General features: G+C 67.9%; 21 protein-coding genes. 9 read left to right on the forward strand and 12 right to left on the reverse strand.

What is annotated here, in order from left to right; translation table 11 throughout:
* Positions 1-6: 6 nt before the first annotated feature.
* From FFI97_RS20610 to FFI97_RS20625, 4 genes are all read right to left on the reverse strand, one after another.
* Positions 7-540, reverse strand: a complete 534-nt coding sequence (locus FFI97_RS20610) for a chemotaxis protein CheW (RefSeq protein WP_062479111.1) — start codon at positions 538-540, stop codon at positions 7-9.
* Between the two features lie 19 nt (positions 541-559).
* Positions 560-925, reverse strand: coding sequence for a PleD family two-component system response regulator (locus tag FFI97_RS20615; protein WP_062479114.1), 366 nt, complete (start codon positions 923-925; stop codon positions 560-562).
* Positions 925-1,323 carry a PleD family two-component system response regulator gene (locus FFI97_RS20620; RefSeq protein ID WP_021012487.1) on the reverse strand — a complete coding sequence of 133 codons (399 nt, stop codon included), beginning with the start codon at positions 1,321-1,323 and terminating at the stop codon, positions 925-927. Before FFI97_RS20620 ends, FFI97_RS20615 begins: the two co-directional genes overlap by 1 nt.
* A gap of 81 nt (positions 1,324-1,404) precedes the next feature.
* A complete protein-coding gene (locus tag FFI97_RS20625) occupies positions 1,405-1,575 on the reverse strand; it encodes a rubredoxin (RefSeq protein ID WP_007838397.1) in 171 nt (56 codons plus the stop codon).
* 111 nt (positions 1,576-1,686) lie between these two features.
* Between FFI97_RS20625 and FFI97_RS20630 the strand changes: the two genes are divergently transcribed.
* Positions 1,687-2,646 (forward strand): hydroxymethylpyrimidine/phosphomethylpyrimidine kinase, encoded by a 960-nt coding sequence (locus FFI97_RS20630; RefSeq protein ID WP_139704804.1) that lies wholly within the window; start codon positions 1,687-1,689, stop codon positions 2,644-2,646.
* Positions 2,646-3,926 (forward strand): glutamate-1-semialdehyde 2,1-aminomutase, encoded by a 1,281-nt coding sequence (hemL, locus tag FFI97_RS20635; RefSeq protein WP_139704807.1) that lies wholly within the window; start codon positions 2,646-2,648, stop codon positions 3,924-3,926. Before FFI97_RS20630 ends, hemL begins: the two co-directional genes overlap by 1 nt.
* Positions 3,927-3,942: 16 nt before the next feature.
* Here the strand turns inward: hemL and FFI97_RS20640 are convergent, their stop codons facing one another.
* On the reverse strand, positions 3,943-5,343 hold the full coding sequence (locus tag FFI97_RS20640) for an amidase family protein (RefSeq protein ID WP_139704809.1): 1,401 nt from the start codon (positions 5,341-5,343) through the stop codon (positions 3,943-3,945).
* A gap of 45 nt (positions 5,344-5,388) precedes the next feature.
* Entirely contained in the window at positions 5,389-6,366 is a 978-nt protein-coding gene (locus FFI97_RS20645) for a Bug family tripartite tricarboxylate transporter substrate binding protein (protein WP_260685082.1), read from the reverse strand.
* Between the two features lie 159 nt (positions 6,367-6,525).
* Between FFI97_RS20645 and FFI97_RS20650 the strand changes: the two genes are divergently transcribed.
* Both FFI97_RS20650 and FFI97_RS20655 read left to right on the forward strand, forming a co-directional pair.
* Positions 6,526-7,422: a LysR substrate-binding domain-containing protein gene (locus FFI97_RS20650; RefSeq protein ID WP_062479122.1), complete on the forward strand. Its 897-nt coding sequence runs from the start codon at positions 6,526-6,528 to the stop codon at positions 7,420-7,422.
* 143 nt (positions 7,423-7,565) lie between these two features.
* Entirely contained in the window at positions 7,566-8,042 is a 477-nt protein-coding gene (locus FFI97_RS20655; protein WP_062479124.1) for a hypothetical protein, read from the forward strand.
* Between the two features lie 75 nt (positions 8,043-8,117).
* On the opposite strand, the gene purH is transcribed toward FFI97_RS20655, so the two are convergent.
* From purH to dusB, 3 genes are read right to left on the reverse strand one after another with little or no spacing between them, the layout of a single operon-like run.
* Complete coding sequence (gene purH / locus FFI97_RS20660; protein WP_139704811.1) at positions 8,118-9,725, reverse strand: bifunctional phosphoribosylaminoimidazolecarboxamide formyltransferase/IMP cyclohydrolase; 1,608 nt, start codon at positions 9,723-9,725, stop codon at positions 8,118-8,120.
* A gap of 16 nt (positions 9,726-9,741) precedes the next feature.
* Entirely contained in the window at positions 9,742-9,978 is a 237-nt protein-coding gene (locus tag FFI97_RS20665; RefSeq protein ID WP_056577757.1) for a Fis family transcriptional regulator, read from the reverse strand.
* A gap of 24 nt (positions 9,979-10,002) precedes the next feature.
* Positions 10,003-11,061 (reverse strand): tRNA dihydrouridine synthase DusB, encoded by a 1,059-nt coding sequence (dusB, locus tag FFI97_RS20670; RefSeq protein ID WP_070062764.1) that lies wholly within the window; start codon positions 11,059-11,061, stop codon positions 10,003-10,005.
* Positions 11,062-11,244: 183 nt separating this feature from the next.
* On the opposite strand from dusB, the gene FFI97_RS20675 reads away from it, so the two are divergent.
* Positions 11,245-11,715: a YqaA family protein gene (locus FFI97_RS20675; protein ID WP_062479132.1), complete on the forward strand. Its 471-nt coding sequence runs from the start codon at positions 11,245-11,247 to the stop codon at positions 11,713-11,715.
* A gap of 19 nt (positions 11,716-11,734) precedes the next feature.
* On the opposite strand, the gene FFI97_RS20680 is transcribed toward FFI97_RS20675, so the two are convergent.
* Positions 11,735-12,409 carry a glutathione S-transferase gene (locus FFI97_RS20680; protein WP_062479135.1) on the reverse strand — a complete coding sequence of 225 codons (675 nt, stop codon included), beginning with the start codon at positions 12,407-12,409 and terminating at the stop codon, positions 11,735-11,737.
* A 135-nt stretch (positions 12,410-12,544) separates the two neighbouring features.
* Here FFI97_RS20680 and FFI97_RS20685 point away from each other — a divergent pair, with 135 nt between their 5' ends.
* On the forward strand, positions 12,545-13,537 hold the full coding sequence (locus FFI97_RS20685) for a trypsin-like peptidase domain-containing protein (protein WP_082818224.1): 993 nt from the start codon (positions 12,545-12,547) through the stop codon (positions 13,535-13,537).
* A 67-nt stretch (positions 13,538-13,604) separates the two neighbouring features.
* Here FFI97_RS20685 and FFI97_RS34025 read toward each other — a convergent pair whose 3' ends face one another.
* Both FFI97_RS34025 and ychF read right to left on the reverse strand, forming a co-directional pair.
* Positions 13,605-13,730 (reverse strand): hypothetical protein, encoded by a 126-nt coding sequence (locus tag FFI97_RS34025; RefSeq protein WP_260685084.1) that lies wholly within the window; start codon positions 13,728-13,730, stop codon positions 13,605-13,607.
* A 113-nt stretch (positions 13,731-13,843) separates the two neighbouring features.
* On the reverse strand, positions 13,844-14,935 hold the full coding sequence (ychF, locus tag FFI97_RS20690; protein WP_062479140.1) for a redox-regulated ATPase YchF: 1,092 nt from the start codon (positions 14,933-14,935) through the stop codon (positions 13,844-13,846).
* 262 nt (positions 14,936-15,197) lie between these two features.
* Between ychF and FFI97_RS20695 the strand changes: the two genes are divergently transcribed.
* The 3 genes from FFI97_RS20695 to FFI97_RS20705 all read left to right on the forward strand — a co-directional run bounded on the left by FFI97_RS20695 (position 15,198) and on the right by FFI97_RS20705 (position 18,828).
* Positions 15,198-16,151 carry a sugar ABC transporter substrate-binding protein gene (locus FFI97_RS20695; protein ID WP_062479141.1) on the forward strand — a complete coding sequence of 318 codons (954 nt, stop codon included), beginning with the start codon at positions 15,198-15,200 and terminating at the stop codon, positions 16,149-16,151.
* Positions 16,152-16,213: 62 nt separating this feature from the next.
* Entirely contained in the window at positions 16,214-17,818 is a 1,605-nt protein-coding gene (locus tag FFI97_RS20700) for a sugar ABC transporter ATP-binding protein (protein ID WP_139704813.1), read from the forward strand.
* A 5-nt stretch (positions 17,819-17,823) separates the two neighbouring features.
* Positions 17,824-18,828, forward strand: coding sequence for an ABC transporter permease (locus FFI97_RS20705; RefSeq protein WP_062482008.1), 1,005 nt, complete (start codon positions 17,824-17,826; stop codon positions 18,826-18,828).
* The last annotated feature ends 7 nt before the right edge of the window (positions 18,829-18,835 follow it).

The following is an 18,835-nucleotide window of genomic DNA, read 5'->3' on the forward strand; positions in this document are numbered from 1 at the left end:
GAAGCACTACGCACCAATACTCAAAAACTGGGGTTGCTGCGAAAGCGCCTGCAGGTTGACTTCCTGCCAGCGCTCTCCTGCTGCGTCGGTGTACAGATGCCCGTGCCAGGCCGGGGCCTCTGCGCCCGGGGCGTCGGCGGCCGTGAAGGCCTCCGCACCCCGCAACCCCGCCAGTCGATCGACCAGCAAAGCGCAGTTGACTTCGAGCAGCTCGTTGAATGCCACGAGCCGCGATTGGATGCGTGCCGCCTCGGTGGCGGCAGGGGCGCCCGGCGCACCGGACGCAAACGCCGACAGCTGCACGACGCCGTACAGGCCACCGCGCAGGTTGGCGACGCCGAGGAACCAGGGCTCCGTATAGGGCACGGGCTGGGGCGGCGTCCAGGGAAAGATTTCGCCGGCGTGCGCCAGCGGAAAGAGGTACTTGCCCTCACCCGCCTCGACCGCCAGCCAGCTCGCGGCCACGCCCGTGGTGCGCGCGGCCTGGAGGCGGCTCGCAAGCCGGGACTGGAAGGCGCGCAGCGCGTCGCGATTCGCCATGGAGTGCGCAGGTTCCCGCTCAGGCGAGCGCGCTGATCTTGGACATCAGATCGGCCGCGTTGACCGGCTTCACGATGTAGTCGCGTGCGCCCTGGCGCATGCCCCAGACACGATCGGTTTCCTGGTTCTTGCTGGTGCACAGGATGATTGGGATGGCGGCGTACTTCGGGTCGCGAGCGATGGCGCGCGTGAGCTGGAAGCCGTTCTGGCCGGGCATGACCACGTCCATGAGGATCAGGTCGGGGTGGTCTTCCTCGAGGCGGCGCATCGCGTCGTCGGCGTTTTCGGCCGTCTTCACGGAGAAACCGTTCTTCTGGAGGAGGTCGGTCAGGAACACCAGTTCCGTCTTGGAGTCGTCGACGACGAGGATTTTTCGAATGGGCATTACTGCACTTCCTGTTGAACAATGCCAAACTGCTGCACGGCCTGCAGCAGCTGGTCTTTGGTGAATGGCTTGGTGAGATAGTCCTGGGACCCGACCATGCGGCCGCGGGCCTTGTCGAATACGCCATCCTTCGAAGACAGCATGACGACCGGGACATTGGAGAAATGCGCGTTGCGCTTGATGATGGCGCAGGTCTGATAGCCGTCGAGGCGAGGCATCAGGATGTCGCAGAAAATCAGGTGAGGCTTGTGGTCGTTAACCTTGGAGAGCGCGTCGAAGCCGTCTTCCGCGAGAAGAACCTCGTGCCCACCCTGCTTCAGAAAAATCTCGGCACTGCGCCGGATGGTGTTGCTGTCATCGATGACCAGCACCTTGTAACCAGATCCATTCGGGCCCATTGCAAACGCTCCTGCTCATGAGACTTGGATGCCCGCCGCGCCGAACATCGACGCAGATCGCGTAGCCCTATGCCATGCTTGTCAGATCTCAACCATTTCGAAGTCTTCCTTGCGCGCACCGCACTCAGGACAGGTCCAGTTCATCGGCACATCGGCCCAGGCCGTGCCTGCCGCGATGCCGTCTTCCGGTACACCAACCGCTTCGTCATAGATCCACCCACAAATCAGGCACATCCAAGTTTTCGTGTTCATCGGAGCTTAAAGTCCTTGTTCATTAAATGCAACGAGTGTATCTATGCGTATCTCACTGGCAGACCGTAAACGTCGCGCCTATGCCACCATCCAGGGGATTTCGCTAGGCGTATGACCATCTACTTACATCCAGACGAGAACGCCCGTAACCCGGGCAATCTTAACGACCCCTCGCAGGACGACGAGGCGCTGAGCGAACGCGACCTGAATCCCCCCTGCGTGCTGGTGTTCAATGCCAGCGATCCGAGCGGCGCGGGCGGCCTGGGCGCCGACGCGTTGGCCATGGGATCGGTGGGCGCTCACATTCTGCCGGTGGTGACGGGCGCCTACGCGCGCGACACGGCCGAGATCTTCGACCACTTCGCCTTCGAGGAAGAGGCCGTGGCCGAGCAGGCGCGCGCCATCCTCGAAGACGTCGAGGTCCAGCTGATCAAGATCGGCTTTGCCGGCACCCCCGAGGCGCTGAGCACCATCGCCGAGACCGCCGCCGACTACCCGGACGTGCCCGTGGTGGCCTACATGCCCAACCTGTCGTGGTGGGACGAGAACCTGATCGAGGCCTATCTGGACGCTTTCCGCGACCTCGTGCTGCCCCAGACCACGGTGTTGGTTGGAAACCACAGCACCCTGTGGCGCTGGCTGCTGCCCGACTGGAGCGGCGAGCGCCCGCCCGGCGCGCGCGACATCGCCAAGGCCGCCGGCGAGTTCGGCGTGCCCTACACCCTGGTCACCGGCATGGTCTTGCCCGACCAGTTCATCGACAACGTGCTGGCCTCGCCGCAGTCGGTGCTGGCCAGCGAGAAGTACGAACGGCTCGAAGCCGTCTTTGCCGGCGCCGGCGACACGCTCTCGGCCGCGCTCGCGGCCCTGCTCGCCAGCGGCACTGACCTCGTGGCTGCCACGACCGAAGCGCTCGCTTACATGGACCGCTGCCTCGACGCGGGCTTTCGCCCCGGCATGGGCCACGTGCTGCCCGACCGCCTGTTCTGGGCCGAGCCCGAGGACGACGAAGACGACGCGCCCGACACCCCACCCGATTTCGCTTTACCCCCGCACGACACGCGACACTGATGACTGACCAGAACGACCTTCTTTTCGAGCGCGCCCGCGCCGTGATCCCCGGCGGCGTGAACTCGCCCGTGCGCGCCTTCAAGGCCGTCGGCGGCACGCCCCGTTTCATCCAGCGCGCGCAAGGCGCCTATTTCTGGGACGCCAACGACAAGCGCTACATCGACTACATCGGCTCCTGGGGTCCGATGATCCTGGGCCACGGCCACCCCGCCGTGGTCGAGGCGGTGCAGAAGGCCGTGCTCGAAGGCTTCTCGTACGGCGCGCCGACCGAGCGCGAGATCGAACTGGCCGAAGCCATCCTGGCCCTGGTGCCATCGATGGAGATGGTGCGCCTCGTGAGCTCGGGCACCGAGGCCGCGATGAGCGCGCTGCGCCTGGCGCGCGGCGCCACCGGCCGCAAGACCATCGTCAAGTTCGAAGGCTGCTACCACGGCCACGCCGACGCGCTGCTCGTGAAGGCCGGTTCCGGCCTCGCCACCTTCGGCAACCCGACCTCGGCCGGCGTGCCGCCCGAGGTGGTGCAGCACACGCTGGTGCTCGAGTACAACAACCTGCAGCAGCTCGAAGAAGCCTTCGCGCTGCACGGCAAGGACATCGCCTGCCTGATGATCGAGGCGATCGCCGGCAACATGAACTTCGTGCGCGCCACGCCCGAATTCGCGAAGCGCTGCCGCGAGCTGTGCACGCAGCACGGCGCGCTGCTGATCTTCGACGAGGTGATGACGGGCTTCCGTGTCGGCCTGCACGGCGCGCAAGGCGTGCTGGGCATCACGCCCGACCTCACGGTGCTCGGCAAGGTGATCGGCGGCGGCATGCCGCTGGCGGCCTTCGGCGGCCCGCGCGCCATCATGGAACAGCTCGCGCCGCTGGGCCCGGTCTACCAGGCCGGCACGCTGTCGGGCAACCCGGTGGCCACCGCCTGCGGCTTGGCCACGCTGAAGGAAATCTCGAAGCCCGGCTTCTACGAAGCGCTGGCCAAGAAGACCCGCACGCTGGTCGACGGCCTCAAGGCCGCCGCGGCCGCCGAGGGCCAGCCCTTCAACGCCGACAGCGAAGGCGGCATGTTCGGCTTCTTCCTGATGAACGAACTGCCGCAGAACTACGCGACGGTGATGACCACCGACAACGCGCAGTTCAATGCACTGTTCCACGGCCTGCTCGATCGCGGCGTGTACATCGCGCCGGCACTCTATGAAGCAGGCTTCGTGAGCGCCGCGCACAGCGAGGACGACATCGCGGCCACCATCGCGGCGGCGCGCGACATCTTCAGTAAGCGCTGACGCGCGCCCTCCCCGCTCAGGCGGGGTCGACCGCCGCCACCGGCCCGGCCTCGGCTTCGAGCACTTCGGCCGCGGCCAGGCAGAGGTCTTCGCGGAAGCGGTCGCTCACGAGTTGCACGCCCGTGGGCAGCCCGTGGCGCAGCCCCATCGGCACCGACAGCCCCGGCAATCCGAGGATCGCGGTGGACAGCAGCGGGCTCTGCGCATCCAGAATCTCCCGCATCGCAGAGCTGCCGCGCTGGTCGGCGTCGACCGGGAACGGATGGCGCCACGACACCGGCATCAGCAGCAGCGGATGGCGCTGCAGGAACAGCGCCCATTCGCGCATCAAGCCCGTGCGCGCGGCCAGGGCACGCATGTAGCCCACCGTGTCGAACTGCGGCGCGTGCGCATCCATGGCGCGGTAGGCCTGGCGGATGGTGTCGTCGCCGTCGCGCATCAGTGCCTCTTCCACCAGCAGCCGGCTGTCGGCCATCGTCAGCGACAGCCAGAGGTCGGCCGTCTCGCGCAGGCGCGGCGGCTGCGCGGGCTCGACGCGGTAGCCGGCGCGCTCCAGGCGGCGCGCGGCGCGCTGCAAGGCGTCGGCCACCTCAGGGTCACAGGCGTAGCCGGGCAGCTCGGTGCACAGCGCCACGCTGACGGGGCTGCCCGACGTGGCCGATTCCAGCGGCGCGGGCGCCCACCACGGGTCGCGCACATCGCGCTGCGCCATCGCGGCAAAAGCCAGCCGCAGGTCGCGCACGCTGCGCGCCAGCGGCCCCTGCACCGACGTGAGCTGGACCACCATCGGCCGCTCGCCCGTACCCGAGGGGTTGAAAGCCGGCACGCGCCCGAAGCTCGGGCGCAGGCCGTACACGCCGCAGGCGTAGGCCGGGTAGCGGATCGATCCGCCCTGGTCGTTGCCGTGCGCGATGGCGCCGATGCCGACCGCCACCGCCGCCGCCGCGCCACCGCTGGAACCGCCCGGCGTGACGTCGGCGTTGTACGGATTCAGCGTGCGCCCGTGCGCTGCGTTGTCGGTGAACCAGCGCATCGAGAACGCGGGCGTGTTGGTGCGGCCGACCACGATCGCGCCGGCGCGCTGCAAGTTCGCGACCACGGGGCTGTCGTCCTTCGCCACGACGCTGCGGTAGGCCTCCACGCCGTTGGTGGTGGCATGCCCGCGCTGGTCGACGTTGACCTTGATGGTGACCGGCACGCCGTGCAGCGGCCCGGTCGCCTCGCCCTTCGCGAGCACGGCATCGGCCTGCGCCGCCGCGCCGAGGGCCTCGTCGGCGCAGCCGTCGACCACGGCGTTCACCCGTGGGTTGACGGCCTCCAGCCGCGCCAGGCTGCTGCGCACCGCCTCGACGCACGAGAGCTCGCGCGCCTTGATGCGCAGCGCCAGGTCGGCGGCTTCCAGTTGCCAGAGTTGCATGCGTTGTCTCCTTGAGAAAAATGAAATCGATCGATCGGACCTGCGTTAGTCGCCCTTGACGCCCGCGCGCCGCACGGCGTCGGCCCAGCGCGGCTTCTCGCGCTTCATCAGCGCGCTGAGTTCCTCGGGACTCGAAGGCAATGCCTCGATCGACAGCGCGGCGTTGGCGTGCACCACGGCCGGGTCGGCCAGCGCGGTGCGCAATGCGGTGTTGAGCCGGTCGACCGTCTTGCGCGGCGTGCCCGCCGGCGCCATCAGCGCGCCCCAGGCCACCACCTCGAAACCGGGCACGCCGCTCTCGGCCACCGTCGCCACCTCGGGCAGCACGCCGGCGCGCTTGGCGCTGGTCACGGCGATCGCCTTGACCCGGCCCTGCTGGATGAACGGCAGCACCGCCGAGATGTTCTCGATGGTCACGTCGAGCTGCCCGTTGACCATGTCGCCGACCGCCTGCGTGCCGGTCTTGTAGGGCACCTGCACCATCGTCAGGCCCGTCTCAGCCTTCAGCAATTCGCCGGTCAGGTGGCCTGCGCTGCCGATGCCGGGCGAGCCGGCCGAGAGCTTGCCGGGGTGCTCGCGCCCGTAGGCGATGAGCTCCTGCAGGTTGCGCACCGGCAGGTCCTTTCGCACGATCAGCACGTAGGCGTTGCTCGAGATCAGGCCGACCGGCACCAGGTCTTTCTCGGGCGCGTAGGGCAGCTTCGAGAAGAAGGCCGGGTTGATGCTCAGCGTGACGAGGTTGCCGTAGCCGACCGTGTAGCCGTCCGGCGCGGAGGTGGCCAGCGCCTGCGTGCCGACGATGCCGCCGGCGCTGGGGCGGTTGTCCACCGCCAGGGCCTGGCCCAGTTCGCGGCCCATGGCGTCGGCTACCGGCCGCACCGCGACGTCCACGCCCGACCCGGCGGCGTAGGGCACGATGAATTTCAACGGGCGCTCGGGAAACTGGGCCGAGGCGCCCAGGGCAACGGCGGCCAGTCCGGCCAGGACGGTGCGGCGGGTCCACGCGAATGACAGTGCAGGCACGAAGCGATCTCCTGTGAGAGTCCCGCCGCTCACCATGAGACGACCGGTGCGCAAAGTCTAGAAATCGGCCGCGCGCCGGAAAAGACAATCGCTTGTCGCGATGACAACCTGCGTTTGTCTGGGGATCACCCGGTGGCGCCGGGCGGCAGAATGCGCCGCATGAAGGACCACCAGCTCAAGGCCTGGCTGCGGCTGGCCGACACCGGCAGCATCCGCGCCGCCGCGCGCAGCCTGCACCTGAGCCAGGCGGCCGTGACCAAGGCGATCCGCGAACTCGAGGCCGAGGTCGACGCCCAACTGGTGCTGCGCAGTTCGCGGGGCATCGAGTTCACCGAGTGCGGCCGCCAGCTCACCGTGCGCGCGCGGCTGGCGCACCAGCAGCTCGAACTCGCGCGCCAGGACATCCGCATCCTGCAGGGCAGCCAGCACGGGCGCGTGGCCGTCGCGGTGACGCCGATGGTGTTCCTGGGCGTGCTGCCCGAGGTGGTGCGCGCCTTTCGCAAGGCCATGCCGCATGCGCAGCTCAAGCTCTTCGATGGCCTGATTCCCCAGGTGCTGCCGCTGCTGCGCGAAGGCACGATCGACTTCGCGGTGGCCGGCCCGGTGGCCGCGGCGCTCGACGCCGACTTCGCGTTCGAACGGCTCGACATGATCGAGATGGCGGTGCTCTGCCGGCGCGGCCATCCGCTGAACCGCGCCACCCGATGGGAAGAAGTGGCGGGCGCCGAATGGCTGATGCACCTGGCGCCGGGCAGCCAGCACACCTTCCTGCTCGAACAGTACGCCGCGCAGGGCCTGCCGCTGCCGGAGCACCGCATCGAGGTGGCGTCGTTCGGCGTGAGCTGGGGCCTGCTGACCCGCAGCGACGCGCTGATGGTCGGGCCGGCCGGCATGCTCACCATGCCGCCGTATGCCGACCTGGTGGAGCGCGTGCCGCTCGCGATGCCGGTGCCGCCGCTGGAACTTGGCATCGTCTCGCCGCGCGGCAAGCCGCTGTCGCTGGCGGCGCTGCGGCTGGCCGAGCTGTTCCGCAAGTACCTGGCGCGGCCCGCCTGAGCGATGTCATCGTTTTCGCGATGGCCGCGTGTATATTGCGCCGGCGTTCGCGGGGCCGTGCCCCCGCGCGCAGACCCAAGGGAAGCCGTCATCGCAGCCACCATCGAAGCCGCGAGACAGACCAATTTCAGGATGCCCCGCCCATGACCCCCTTGCGCATGCTGCCGCTGCTGAGTGCCCTTCTTTTGCCGGGCCTCGCGCTGGCGCAGTCCTTCGAGCCGAAGAACATCTGGGTCAACCCCGGCTTCTACTCGGCCCACTTCGACAGCGGCAAGGGCCTGGAAAACGCCAACCCGGGCCTGGGCTTCGAGTACCCGCTGAACGACACCTACCGCGTCACGGCCGGCACCTTCCACAACAGCAACCGGCGCCAGTCGCACTACGTCGGCCTGTACATCCTGCCCTTCGAGTTCTACGGCGTGAAGTTCGGCGCGGTGGTGGGCGGCTTCGACGGCTACCCCGACTACCGCAACGGCAACTGGTTCCCGGCCATCATTCCCACGGCCGCCATCGAGGGCAAGAACTGGGGCCTGAACATCGCCTACGTGCCGACGATCAGGAACCGCCTCTACGGCGCGATCAGCTTCCAGCTCAAGTACCGCTTCGGCACGCACGAGTAGCGACCACAACAAAAAGGCCAGGGCCGCGTGAGCGACCCTGGCCTTGTTCGGGCAGGCCCCGCAGGGCCTGCAGGCTCAGTGCCGGAAGTGGCGCACGCCCGAGAACACCATCACCACGCCGCGCTCGTCGGCCGCGTCGATCACTTCCTGGTCGCGCATCGAGCCGCCCGGCTGGATGACGCAGCCTGCGCCCGCGTCCACCACCACATCGAGGCCGTCGCGGAACGGGAAGAAGGCGTCGCTCGCCACCGCCGTGTCCTTGAGCGACAGGCCCGCGTGCTCGGCCTTGATGCTGGCGATGCGCGCCGAATCGAGGCGGCTCATCTGGCCCGCGCCCACGCCCATGGTCATGCCGTCGGCGCAGAACACGATCGCGTTGCTCTTGACGTACTTCGCGACCTTCCAGGCGAACAGCAGGTCTTGCAGCTGCTGCGCCGTGGGCTGCTTCTTGCTGACCACCTTGAGGTCGGCCAGTGCCAGCTCGTGGTTGTCGGCGGTCTGGATCAGGAGGCCCGAGCCGACGCGCTTGACGTCCATCGCGTTGCGGCCGTTGTCCCAGTCGGTGGCGCCACCCTGGGGCAGTGCGATCTCGAGCACGCGCACGTTGAGCTTGGCCTTGGTGGCCTGGAACACTTCGAGTGCCTCGGGCGTGTAGCCCGGCGCCATCAGCACTTCGACGAACTGCTTGTTGACGGCCTGCGCAGTGGCCAGGTCGACTGGGCGGTTGAAGGCAATGATGCCGCCGAAGGCCGAGGTCGGATCGGTCTTGAAGGCCTTGCTGTAGGCCTCGAGCGCGTCGACGCCCACGGCCACGCCGCAGGGGTTGGCATGCTTCACGATCACGCAGGCGGGCACGTCGAAGCTCTTCACGCATTCCCACGCCGCATCGGCGTCGGCGATGTTGTTGTAGCTGAGTTCCTTGCCCTGCAATTGCTTGGCCGACACGAGCGAACCGGGCGCCGGGTACAGGTCGCGGTAGAACGCGGCCTGCTGGTGCGGGTTCTCGCCGTAGCGCAGGTCCTGCACCTTCACGAAGCGGCCGTTGCTCTGCGCGGGGAACAGCGAGCGCTTGGGCGCGGGCTGGCCGATGCTGGCGTCGAAGTCGATGGCCGAGAGGTAGTCGCTGATGGCGCCGTCGTAGTCGGCGATGCGGTTGAACGCGGCCACTGAGAACGCGAACTTGGTCTTGTCGCTGAGCTTGCCGTCAGCCTGGAGCTCGGCCAGCGCCACGGCGTACTGCGAGGCGTCGGTGAGCACGCCCACGTCCTTCCAGTTCTTGGCCGCGCTGCGCACCATGGCCGGGCCGCCGATGTCGATGTTCTCGATGGCGTCTTCCAGCGTGCAGCCTGGCTTGGCCACGGTGGCTTCGAACGGGTACAGGTTGACCACCAGCAGGTCGATGGTGTCGATGCCGTGCTCCTTGATCGCGGCGACGTGCGCGGGCAGGTCGCGGCGCGCCAGCAGGCCGCCGTGGATCTTCGGGTGCAGCGTCTTCACGCGGCCGTCGAGCATTTCGGGAAAGCCGGTGTGGTCGGCGACCTCGGTCACCGGCAGGCCGGCGTCGGCCAGCAGCTTGGCGGTGCCGCCGGTGGACAGCAGCTTGACGCCCAGGCCATGCAGGGCCTGCGCGAATTCAAGGATGCCGGTCTTGTCGGAAACGGAAAGGAGTGCGGTCTGAGCCATGGAATATGCCGTGGAGTTATTTCAAAAGTTTGTGCTCGACCAATTTCTTGCGGAGCGTGTTGCGGTTCAGGCCCAGCCATTGGGCGGCCCGGGACTGGTTGCCTTCGGCGCGCGTCATGACGACGTCGAGCAGGGGTTTCTCGACCACGCGCACGAGCATCTCGTACATGCCGTCGGGTTCGGTGCCCCGCAGATCGCGAAAGTAGCTGTCTAGACTGCTGCGAACGCAGTCCTCGATGTGTTTCTTGCTCATTGCTTCTTCTCTTTTTCTCTTCGCTCAATCGACGGCGCAGGCCGTCTCCTCTTCTCCCGCCGGCTCCTCGTCTGCCGTCGGGGCGGGCATGCGGTCCATGCGGTCCGCAAGCCCCTGGAAATAGTCGTCGACCGCGCGCAGCTGGCCGGCGCAGTCTTCGATGGCGTTCATGCGTGCGCGGAACGCCTCGCCGTCGGGCAGCGCGCGCACATACCAGCCGATATGCTTGCGCGCCGTGCGCACGCCGCTGAACTCGCCGTACAGCGCGTAGTGCTCCACCAGATGATCGAGCAGCAGCCGGCGCACCTCCGCCACCAGCGGCGGCGCCAGGTGGGTGCCGGTGTCCAGGAAATGCGCGATCTCCCGGAAGATCCACGGCCGGCCCTGCGCGGCGCGGCCGATCATCACGGCGTCGGCGCCCGTGGCCGCCAGCACGTCGCGCGCCTTCTCGGGCGAGCGGATGTCGCCGTTGGCCACCACCGGCACGCGCACCGCGGCCTTCACGGCGGCGATGGTGTCGTACTCGGCATGGCCCTTGTAGCCCTGCTCGCGCGTGCGCCCGTGCACGGTGAGCATCTGCACGCCGGCCGATTCGAAGTCGCGTGCGAGCTTCACCGCATTGCGGTGGTCTTCGCTCCAGCCGGTGCGCATCTTGAGCGTGACCGGCACGTTGAATGGTTGTGCCGCGTCGACCACGGCCTGCACGATTTCCAGGGCCAGCGGCTCGTCGCGCATCAGCGCCGAACCGGCCCACTTGTTGCAGACCTTCTTGGCCGGGCAGCCCATGTTGATGTCGATGATCTGCGCGCCGCGCTCGATGTTGTAGACCGCGGCCTCGGCCATCATGGCCGCGTCGGTGCCGGCGATCTGCACCGCAATGGGGCCCGGCTCGCCGTCGTGGTTGGCGCGCCGCGAAGTCTTCAGCGTGTTCCAGAGTTCCTTGCGCGAGGTGACCATCTCGCTGACCGCATAGCCCGCGCCGAGTTCGCGGCACAGCATGCGGAAGGGCCGGTCCGTCACGCCGGCCATGGGCGCGACGAACAGCCGGTTTTCCAGCGTGTGGGTGCCGATCTGCAAGGTCATGGGAAGGAGTGCTGTGCGGGTCGGCTGCTGAAAAATGAGGCACGATTGTAGCCACGTGGCATTTCAGCGACTGAAACGATTTACGCCTTTTTGCGCTTGCGACACAGGCGTAAACACCAGTATTTCGCGGGGCCTTCTCCCACGCGCTTGCGACGTGAGCGCTGCCTATACTTCGCCGACCTTATGCAAGCCTGGCTCGACGCACTCCTGGCGCTCCTCGCGCTCCCCCAGTACGGACTTTCGACGCTGTTCATCGCGGCCTTCGTGTCGGCCACGCTGCTGCCGGTGGGCTCCGAACCGATCTTGTTCGGCCTGCTGAAACTCAACCCCGAGATGTTTTGGCAGGCCATCGCCGTGGCCACCGTGGGCAACACGCTGGGCGGCGCGGTCGACTGGTGGATGGGCTACGGCGCGCACAAGGTGGCCGACAAGTACTCGCACTCGAAACACCACCTGCGCGTGCTCGGCTGGCTCGAGCGGCTGGGCCCGAAGGCCTGCCTGCTGAGCTGGCTGCCGATCGTGGGCGACCCGCTGTGCGCGGTCGCCGGCTGGCTCAAGCTGCCGTTCTGGCCCTGCGTGGGCTACATGGCGATCGGCAAGTTCCTGCGTTATGTGACGATGACCTACGCGCTCCTTTACGTCTTCCCGTCATGAAGCGCGCGTTCGAAAAAACTCAGCTCAGCAGTTCGTAGGGGCCGCCGCGCTCCAGCGCGCGCTTATAGGCCGGGCGCGTATGGATGCGCTCCAGGTAGGCCATGAGCTTGGGCCGCCGCGCATCGAGCCCGCCGCGCGCCTGCGAGGCTTCGACCACGAAACTCATCTGGATGTCGGCGCCCGTGAATTCATTGCCCGCGAACCACTCGCTGCGGCCAAGTTCGGCCTCCATGAAATTCAGATGGCCTGTGATGTTCGGATGAATGAAGGCCGACTTCGCCTTCGCCGCGATGGCCTTGGCGATCGGCTTGGCGAAGAAGGGCATCTTGCTCGTCTCGATGCGGTCGAACACCAGCTTGAGCAGCAGCGGCGACATCGCCGTGCCTTCGGCGAAGTGCAGCCAGTAGCGGTAGCGCAAAGCCTCGGGCGAACCCGGCGCGGGCGCGAGCCGGCCCTGGCCGTAGCGTTCGATGAGCGACTCGATGATCGCGCCCGATTCCGCCAGCGTCGCGCCGTCGTCGGTCGTCACCACCGGCGACTTGCCCAGCGGATGCACGGCCTTCAGCGAAGCGGGCGCCAACATGGTCTTGGGATCGCGCTGGTAGTGGACGATCTCGTAGGGCAGCTCGAGTTCTTCGAGCAGCCAGAGCACACGTTGCGAGCGCGAGTTGTTCAGGTGATGGACGGTGAGCATGATGGCGAATGAAGGCCTTCCGGCGGAGGATGCAGCGGGCGCGCAGTCTAACCAACGCACGCGGGTTCCGGGCGCCCGCTGCGACAGCGTGACCGCCTACGGCAAACCGTGGACCGGCTTCCTACACTGACCCGGATGGCTCCTCACTTCACGCGGCGCCGCCGCACCTCGCTACTCATCACCGGACTCTGGCTCGGCCTCGCGGCCTGCCAGGCCTGGGCACTCACGCCCGAGGAGGTGTTCCGCAAGGTCGCTCCCGCCGTCTGGACCGTGAAAGGCGAACGCGGCAACAACCAGACCGCCATCGGCAGCGCGGTGGCCGTGACCTCGGGCGCGCTGGCCACGGCCTGCCACGTGGTCGACGGCGCCGTCGCCGTCACGGTGGTGCAGGGCCCGACCACGCTGCGCATCGCCCGCATCGTGCGCGACCCCGATCCGTCGCGCGACCTGTGCGTGCTCACGAGCGAAACGCCGCTGCAGCTGCCCGCCGTGCAGATCGTGCCCACCGCCGAGTTGCGCGTCGGCCAGCGCGTGTTCGCCGTCGGCAGCCCGCATGGCCTCGAACGCACGCTGAGCGAGGGCCTGATCTCCGCGCTGCGTCCGCGCGCGCCCGGGCAACTGCCGATCGTGCAAACGTCGGCGCCCGTGTCTTCAGGTTCCAGCGGCGGCGGGTTGTTCGACACCGAGGGCCGACTGGTCGGCGTGACCGACAGCGTGGCGCCCGGCGGCGCGAACCTTGGCTTTGCCTATCCGGCGCAATGGGTGATGGAACTGCCGCAGCGCGTGACCACGGAGCTGGCGACATGGCGCGATCTGCTGAAAAGCACCGGCGTGGTGTTCGGTCCCAACGGGGAACCCGCGCCTTCCGGCCATGCCGAGCTGTCGGACCTGCAGGCCCTGCCGTCCATCGGCGCCGACCCGACCCCGGTGCGCAATGCGTACCGTCAGTTCCTGCTGCAGGCCCGGCCCCGCATCTTCCTGCTCACCGGCGACCAGAAGTTCGGCACCGCCACCAGCTCGGCCGCGCTGACCGAGCATCTGAAAGGCTGCACCGAACGCAAGGTGACGTGTGCGGCCTATGCGGTGGATGACACGGTGGTGTGGGGCAAGCAGCAAGCCGCGAAGTAGCCGGGGCTTACTTGACCCCGGCCTTGCGAAGCTCTTCCGCCGTGATGCGGACGGGCTTCTGGCCCCGCTAAACCACGATGGCAGTGTTGGTGCGCACTGCCACCTTGCGTGCTGTTTGCGCGGCGCGCCGCAATGCAATCAGCGACGCCGGCAAGTCCGTGTCTTTCGCTTGGCTGAGTGGGTCGCGGGTCATGGCGCTTTTCGTGAAACACCGAGGAACCGGCTTCGCCGGGCCTCAGGTGTTGCCCCCGGTAGGGGGTTGGCGTAGCGGACACGCAGTGCCGCGCAGCCTGGGGGCGAGCGAAATCAGGAGCTGAAGAGGAAGTTCATCACGTCGCCATCCTTCACGACGTATTCCTTGCCTTCCGACCGCATCTTCCCTGCGTCCTTCGCGCCCTGCTCGCCCTTGAAGGCGATGTAGTCGTCGAACGCGATGGTCTGGGCGCGGATGTAGCCCTTCTCGAAGTCGCCGTGGATCACGCCGGCCGCTTGCGGGCCGGTGTCGCCGATGTGGATGGTCCAGGCGCGCACTTCCTTCACGCCGGCGGTGAAGTAGGTCTGCAGGCCCAGCAGCTTGAAGGCGGCGCGGATCAGGCGGTTCAGGCCCGGTTCTTCCTGGCCGATCTCGGCCAGGAACATCTTCTTGTCTTCGTCGTCCATCTCGGCTAGGTCGGCTTCGATCTTGGCGCAGATGGCGACCACGGGCGCGCCCTGCTTGGCGGCGTACTCGCGCAGGCGGTCCAGGTAAGGGTTGTTCTCGAAGCCGTCTTCCGACACGTTGCCCACGAACATGGCGGGCTTGGCGGTGATGAGCGTGAAGCTCTTCACCAGCGGCAGCTCTTCCTTCGTGAACTCGAGCGCGCGCACCGGCGTGTTCTCGTTCAGCGCGGCCTGGCAGCGTTCGAGCAGGCCGACGAGCTTCTGCGCGTCCTTGTCGCCCGAGCGGGCCACCTTGGTGTGGCGGTGCAGCGCCTTCTCGACCGTGGCCAGGTCGGCCAGGCACAGCTCGGTCTGGATCACCTCGATGTCGGAGATCGGGTCGACCTTGCCGGCCACGTGGATCACGTTCTCGTCGTCGAAGCAGCGCACCACGTTCACGGTGGCGTCGGTCTCGCGGATGTGCGCCAAAAACTTGTTGCCCAGGCCTTCACCGGTGCTGGCACCGGCCACCAGGCCGGCGATGTCGACGAACTCGACGATGGCGGGCACCACACGCTCGGGCTTGACGATCTCGCTCAGCTGGTCGAGCCGCGGATCGGGCACTTCCACCACGCCCACGTTGGGCTCGATGGTGCAGAACGGATAGTTTTCCGCTGCGATGCCGGCCTTGGTCAACGCATTGAAAAGGGTGGATTTACCGACGTTGGGCAGGCCGACGATGCCGCATTGCAAACTCATGGGAGGTCCTCTTGGGTAACCCCCGATTTTAGGCTGACCGGGTTCTCCCCTTGGTCGGGCGCCCTTCCCGCCACACCCGCGTGCCTTTTCCGAGCCACTCGACTCCGCACGAAAGCCCTCTGGCAGCGGCTTCGAGGCCCGAAAGGCTCAGGGTTTGACCCGACTGGCAAACGTTTGCGCAAACGTTTCCCTCGATTAACATCGGGGCCCCCGGCACAGACCGGCGTTCCGCTCTGACCCCTCATTTCAGGAGACATCCACCATGAAGTTCACCCGCCGTACCCTGCAAAGCGCTGCCGCATTGACCTTGCTGGGCGCCATCGCCGGAACGCCCGCCTTCGCGCAGGACAAGCCGAAGGTCGCGCTGGTCATGAAGTCGCTGGCCAACGAGTTCTTCCGCACCATGGAAGACGGCGCCAAGGCGCACCAGAAGGCCAACGCCGCGCAGTACACGCTGGTGGCCAACGGCATCAAGGACGAGACCGACACCGCCGCCCAGATCAAGATGGTCGAGCAGATGGTGGCGCAGAAGATCAACGCGCTGGTCATCGCACCCGCCGATTCGAAGGCGCTGGTGCCGGTGATCAAGGCGGCCATCGACAAGGGCATCCTGGTCGTGAACATCGACAACCGGCTCGACGCCGATGCCCTGAAGGAAAAGGGCATCCAGGTGCCCTTTGTCGGCCCCGACAACCGCGCCGGCGCCAAGCTGGTCGGCGACGCACTCGCCAAGGAGCTGAAGTCGGGCGACAAGGTCGGCATCATCGAAGGCGTGTCGACCACCTTCAATGCGCAGCAGCGCACGCTGGGCTACCAGGACGCCATGAAGGCCGGCGGCATGACCGTGGTCGGCGTGCAGTCGGGCCAGTGGGAAATCGACAAGGGCAACACCGTGGCCGCCGGCATGATGCGCGAGCACCCCGACCTGAAGGCCCTGCTGGCCGGCAACGACAGCATGGCGCTGGGCGCCGTGGCCGCCGTCAAGGCCGCGGGCAAGACCGGCAAGGTGCTGGTGGTGGGCTACGACAACATCGGCGCCATCAAGCCGATGCTGAAGGACGGCCGCGTGCTCGCCACCGCCGACCAGTTCGCCGCCAAGCAGGCGGTGTTCGGCATCGAGACCGCACTGAAGGCCATCGCCGACAAGAAGAAGCAATCGGAAATGCCGGCCGAAGTGAAGACCGACGTGGTGCTGGTCACCAAGTCGTCCAAGTAAGCCATTCCGCTCCCCTCTAAAAAGAAGAAGACCTCGTTTTGACTGCCGCACCCGACGCCGCCATGAATCCGCCCTTACCCACCGCCGTGCTCTCCCTGAGCACGGTCGGCAAGGACTACGCGGCGCCGGTGCTCGACGACGTCTCCCTCGAGCTGCGCGCCGGCGAGGTGCTGGCGCTCACGGGCGAGAACGGCGCGGGCAAGAGCACGCTGTCGAAGATCGTCTGTGGGCTGGTGCAGCCCACGCGCGGCGGCATGCTGCTCGATGGCCAGCCCTTCGCGCCGGCCTCGCGCCGCGACGCCGAGCGCCTGGGCGTGCGCATGGTCATGCAGGAACTCGGCCTCGTCACCACGCTGTCGGTGGCCGAGAACCTGCTGCTCGACCGCCTGCCGCACAAGAGCGGCTGGATCCGCCGCGCCACGCTGCACGAGCTGGCCGAGCGCCAGCTCGCCAAGATCGGCCTGGACGGCATCGACCCGGCCACGCCGGTGGCGCGGCTGGGCATCGGCCAGCAGCAGATGGTGGAAATTGCGCGCAACCTGCAGGACGACACGCGCGTGCTGGTGCTCGACGAACCCACCGCCATGCTCACGCCGCGCGAAACCGCGCACCTGTTCGAGCAGATCGAGCTGCTGAAGCTGCGCGGCGTGGCGATCGTCTACGTGTCGCACCGCCTCGAAGAACTGCAGCGCATCGCCGACCGCGTGGCGGTGCTGCGCGACGGCAAGCTGGTCGACGTGCGCGCCATGGCCGGCGTGCGCGAATCCGAACTGGTGCAGCGCATGGTCGGGCGCGCGGTGCACGAGCACGAAGGCCGCGCGCGTCGCGTGGCGGGCCCGGTGCTGCTGAGCGCGCGTGGCATCGGCCGGGCGCAGGTGGTGCGCGACGTCGATCTCGAACTGCGCGCGGGCGAAGTCATGGGCCTGGCCGGGCTGGTCGGCTCGGGCCGCACCGAGCTCGTGCGGCTGCTGTTCGGCGCCGACCGCGCCGACCGCGGCGAGGTCGTGCTGCACGACGGCACGCCCGCCGCGCAGCCCGTGCGGCATGCGCGCAAGGGCTGGCGCTCGCCGATGCAGGCCATTCGCGCGGGCATCGGCCTCGTCACCGAAGATCGCAAGTCGCAGGGCCTGCTGCTGTCACAGCCGATCCGCGTCAACGCCACGCTGAGCGACCTCGGCGCGATCTCGCATGCCGGCTGGCTGCGCCGCGCCAAGGAGCGCCAGATTGCCCGCCGGCTGGTCGAGCTGCTGCGCATCCGCTCGCGCAGCATCGAACAACCCGTGTCCACGCTCAGCGGCGGCAACCAGCAGAAGGTGGTGTTCGCACGCTGGCTGCACCGCGAATGCAAGGTGCTGCTGCTGGACGAACCCACGCGCGGCGTGGACGTGGGCGCGCGCGCCGACCTGTACGCCGAACTCGACCGCATGACCGACGCCGGCAAGGCGCTCCTGATGGTGTCCAGCGACCTGCGCGAGCTGATGGCCATGTGCGACCGCATCGGCGTGATGAGCGCCGGCCGGCTGGTCGCGGTGTTCGAGCGCGGCGAGTGGAGCGAACAGTCGCTGCTCGCCGCCGCCTTCAGCGACGCCACGGGCCGCGTGCCCGGCTCCCCGGCGGATTCCGCCCCTTCTTCCGCAGCCTCCGCCCCGACTTCCGCCGACGCCTGACGACCATGAACGCAGCCTCTCCCTCTTCTCCTGCTTCCGCCGCCGCCGGCAAGCCGCCGTCCGCGCTCAAGGGCCAGCTTGGCACCTACCTGGGCCTGACCGTCGTGCTGCTGGGCATGATTGCGCTGTTCGGCTCGATGAGCGAATACTTCCTCACGCGCGAGACCTTCATCTCCATCGCCAACGAAATCCCGGCGCTGGCCGTGATGGCGGTGGGCATGACCTTCGTGCTCATCATCGCGGGCATCGACCTGTCGGTGGGCTCGGTGCTCGCGCTGAGCGCGGCCGTCACGGCCGCCGCCATCCTCGAATGGAAGCTCTCGGTGCCGCTGGCCGCGCTGCTGGGCCTGGCCACCGGCCTCATCTGCGGCACGGTGACGGGCGCGGTGTCGGTCGCGTGGCGGCTGCCCAGCTTCATCGTCTCGCTGGGCATGCTCGAAGCCGTGCGCGGCGGTGCCTACCTGGTCACCGACTCGCGCACGCAGTACGTGGGCGACGCCATCTCGGGCCTGGCCGCGCCGTGGATCGGCGGCATCTCGGCCGCCTTCGTGCTCGCCGTGGTGCTGGTGGCCGTGGGACAGCTGGTGCTCACGCGCTCCGTGTTCGGCCGCCATGTGGTCGGCATCGGCACCAACGAGGAAGCCATGCGCCTGGCGGGCATCGACCCGCGGCCGATCCGCATCATCGTGTTCGCCGTGACCGGCCTCTTGGCCGGGCTCGCGGGCCTGATGCAGTCGGCCCGCCTCGAAGCGGCCGACCCGAACGCCGGCGTGGGCATCGAGTTGCAGGTGATCGCGGCCGTGGTCATCGGCGGCACCAGCCTCATGGGCGGGCGCGGCTCGGTGGTCAACACCTTCTTCGGCGTGCTGATCATCGCCGTGCTCGAGGCCGGCCTGGCGCAGGTGGGCGCGAGCGAACCGAGCAAGCGCATCATTACGGGCGCGGTGATCGTGGTGGCCGTCATCATCGACACCCTGCGTCAGCGCCGGGCCGATCGTCGACTGGCCTGAGCCTCAA

This window comes from Variovorax sp. KBS0712 (genome assembly GCF_006323185.2).
GTDB lineage: Bacteria > Pseudomonadota > Gammaproteobacteria > Burkholderiales > Burkholderiaceae_C > Variovorax > Variovorax boronicumulans.

Bases quoted from the DNA above. Each gene is read 5' to 3' on its own strand.
- FFI97_RS20615 (WP_062479114.1), bottom strand. From the start codon at position 925: ATGCCCATTCGAAAAATCCTCGTCGTCGACGACTCCAAGACGGAACTG.
- FFI97_RS20650 (WP_062479122.1), top strand. From the start codon at position 6,526: ATGAAGGACCACCAGCTCAAGGCCTGGCTGCGGCTGGCCGACACCGGC.
- FFI97_RS20620 (WP_021012487.1), bottom strand. From the start codon at position 1,323: ATGGGCCCGAATGGATCTGGTTACAAGGTGCTGGTCATCGATGACAGC.
- FFI97_RS20630 (WP_139704804.1), top strand. From the start codon at position 1,687: ATGACCATCTACTTACATCCAGACGAGAACGCCCGTAACCCGGGCAAT.
- purH (WP_139704811.1), bottom strand. From the start codon at position 9,725: ATGGCTCAGACCGCACTCCTTTCCGTTTCCGACAAGACCGGCATCCTT.
- FFI97_RS20640 (WP_139704809.1), bottom strand. From the start codon at position 5,343: ATGCAACTCTGGCAACTGGAAGCCGCCGACCTGGCGCTGCGCATCAAG.
- FFI97_RS20695 (WP_062479141.1), top strand. From the start codon at position 15,198: ATGAAGTTCACCCGCCGTACCCTGCAAAGCGCTGCCGCATTGACCTTG.
- FFI97_RS20680 (WP_062479135.1), bottom strand. From the start codon at position 12,409: ATGCTCACCGTCCATCACCTGAACAACTCGCGCTCGCAACGTGTGCTC.
- FFI97_RS20625 (WP_007838397.1), bottom strand. From the start codon at position 1,575: ATGAACACGAAAACTTGGATGTGCCTGATTTGTGGGTGGATCTATGAC.
- FFI97_RS20705 (WP_062482008.1), top strand. From the start codon at position 17,824: ATGAACGCAGCCTCTCCCTCTTCTCCTGCTTCCGCCGCCGCCGGCAAG.
- ychF (WP_062479140.1), bottom strand. From the start codon at position 14,935: ATGAGTTTGCAATGCGGCATCGTCGGCCTGCCCAACGTCGGTAAATCC.
- FFI97_RS20655 (WP_062479124.1), top strand. From the start codon at position 7,566: ATGACCCCCTTGCGCATGCTGCCGCTGCTGAGTGCCCTTCTTTTGCCG.
- hemL (WP_139704807.1), top strand. From the start codon at position 2,646: ATGACTGACCAGAACGACCTTCTTTTCGAGCGCGCCCGCGCCGTGATC.
- dusB (WP_070062764.1), bottom strand. From the start codon at position 11,061: ATGACCTTGCAGATCGGCACCCACACGCTGGAAAACCGGCTGTTCGTC.
- FFI97_RS20665 (WP_056577757.1), bottom strand. From the start codon at position 9,978: ATGAGCAAGAAACACATCGAGGACTGCGTTCGCAGCAGTCTAGACAGC.
- FFI97_RS20685 (WP_082818224.1), top strand. From the start codon at position 12,545: ATGGCTCCTCACTTCACGCGGCGCCGCCGCACCTCGCTACTCATCACC.
- FFI97_RS20610 (WP_062479111.1), bottom strand. From the start codon at position 540: ATGGCGAATCGCGACGCGCTGCGCGCCTTCCAGTCCCGGCTTGCGAGC.
- FFI97_RS34025 (WP_260685084.1), bottom strand. From the start codon at position 13,730: ATGACCCGCGACCCACTCAGCCAAGCGAAAGACACGGACTTGCCGGCG.
- FFI97_RS20675 (WP_062479132.1), top strand. From the start codon at position 11,245: ATGCAAGCCTGGCTCGACGCACTCCTGGCGCTCCTCGCGCTCCCCCAG.
- FFI97_RS20700 (WP_139704813.1), top strand. From the start codon at position 16,214: ATGAATCCGCCCTTACCCACCGCCGTGCTCTCCCTGAGCACGGTCGGC.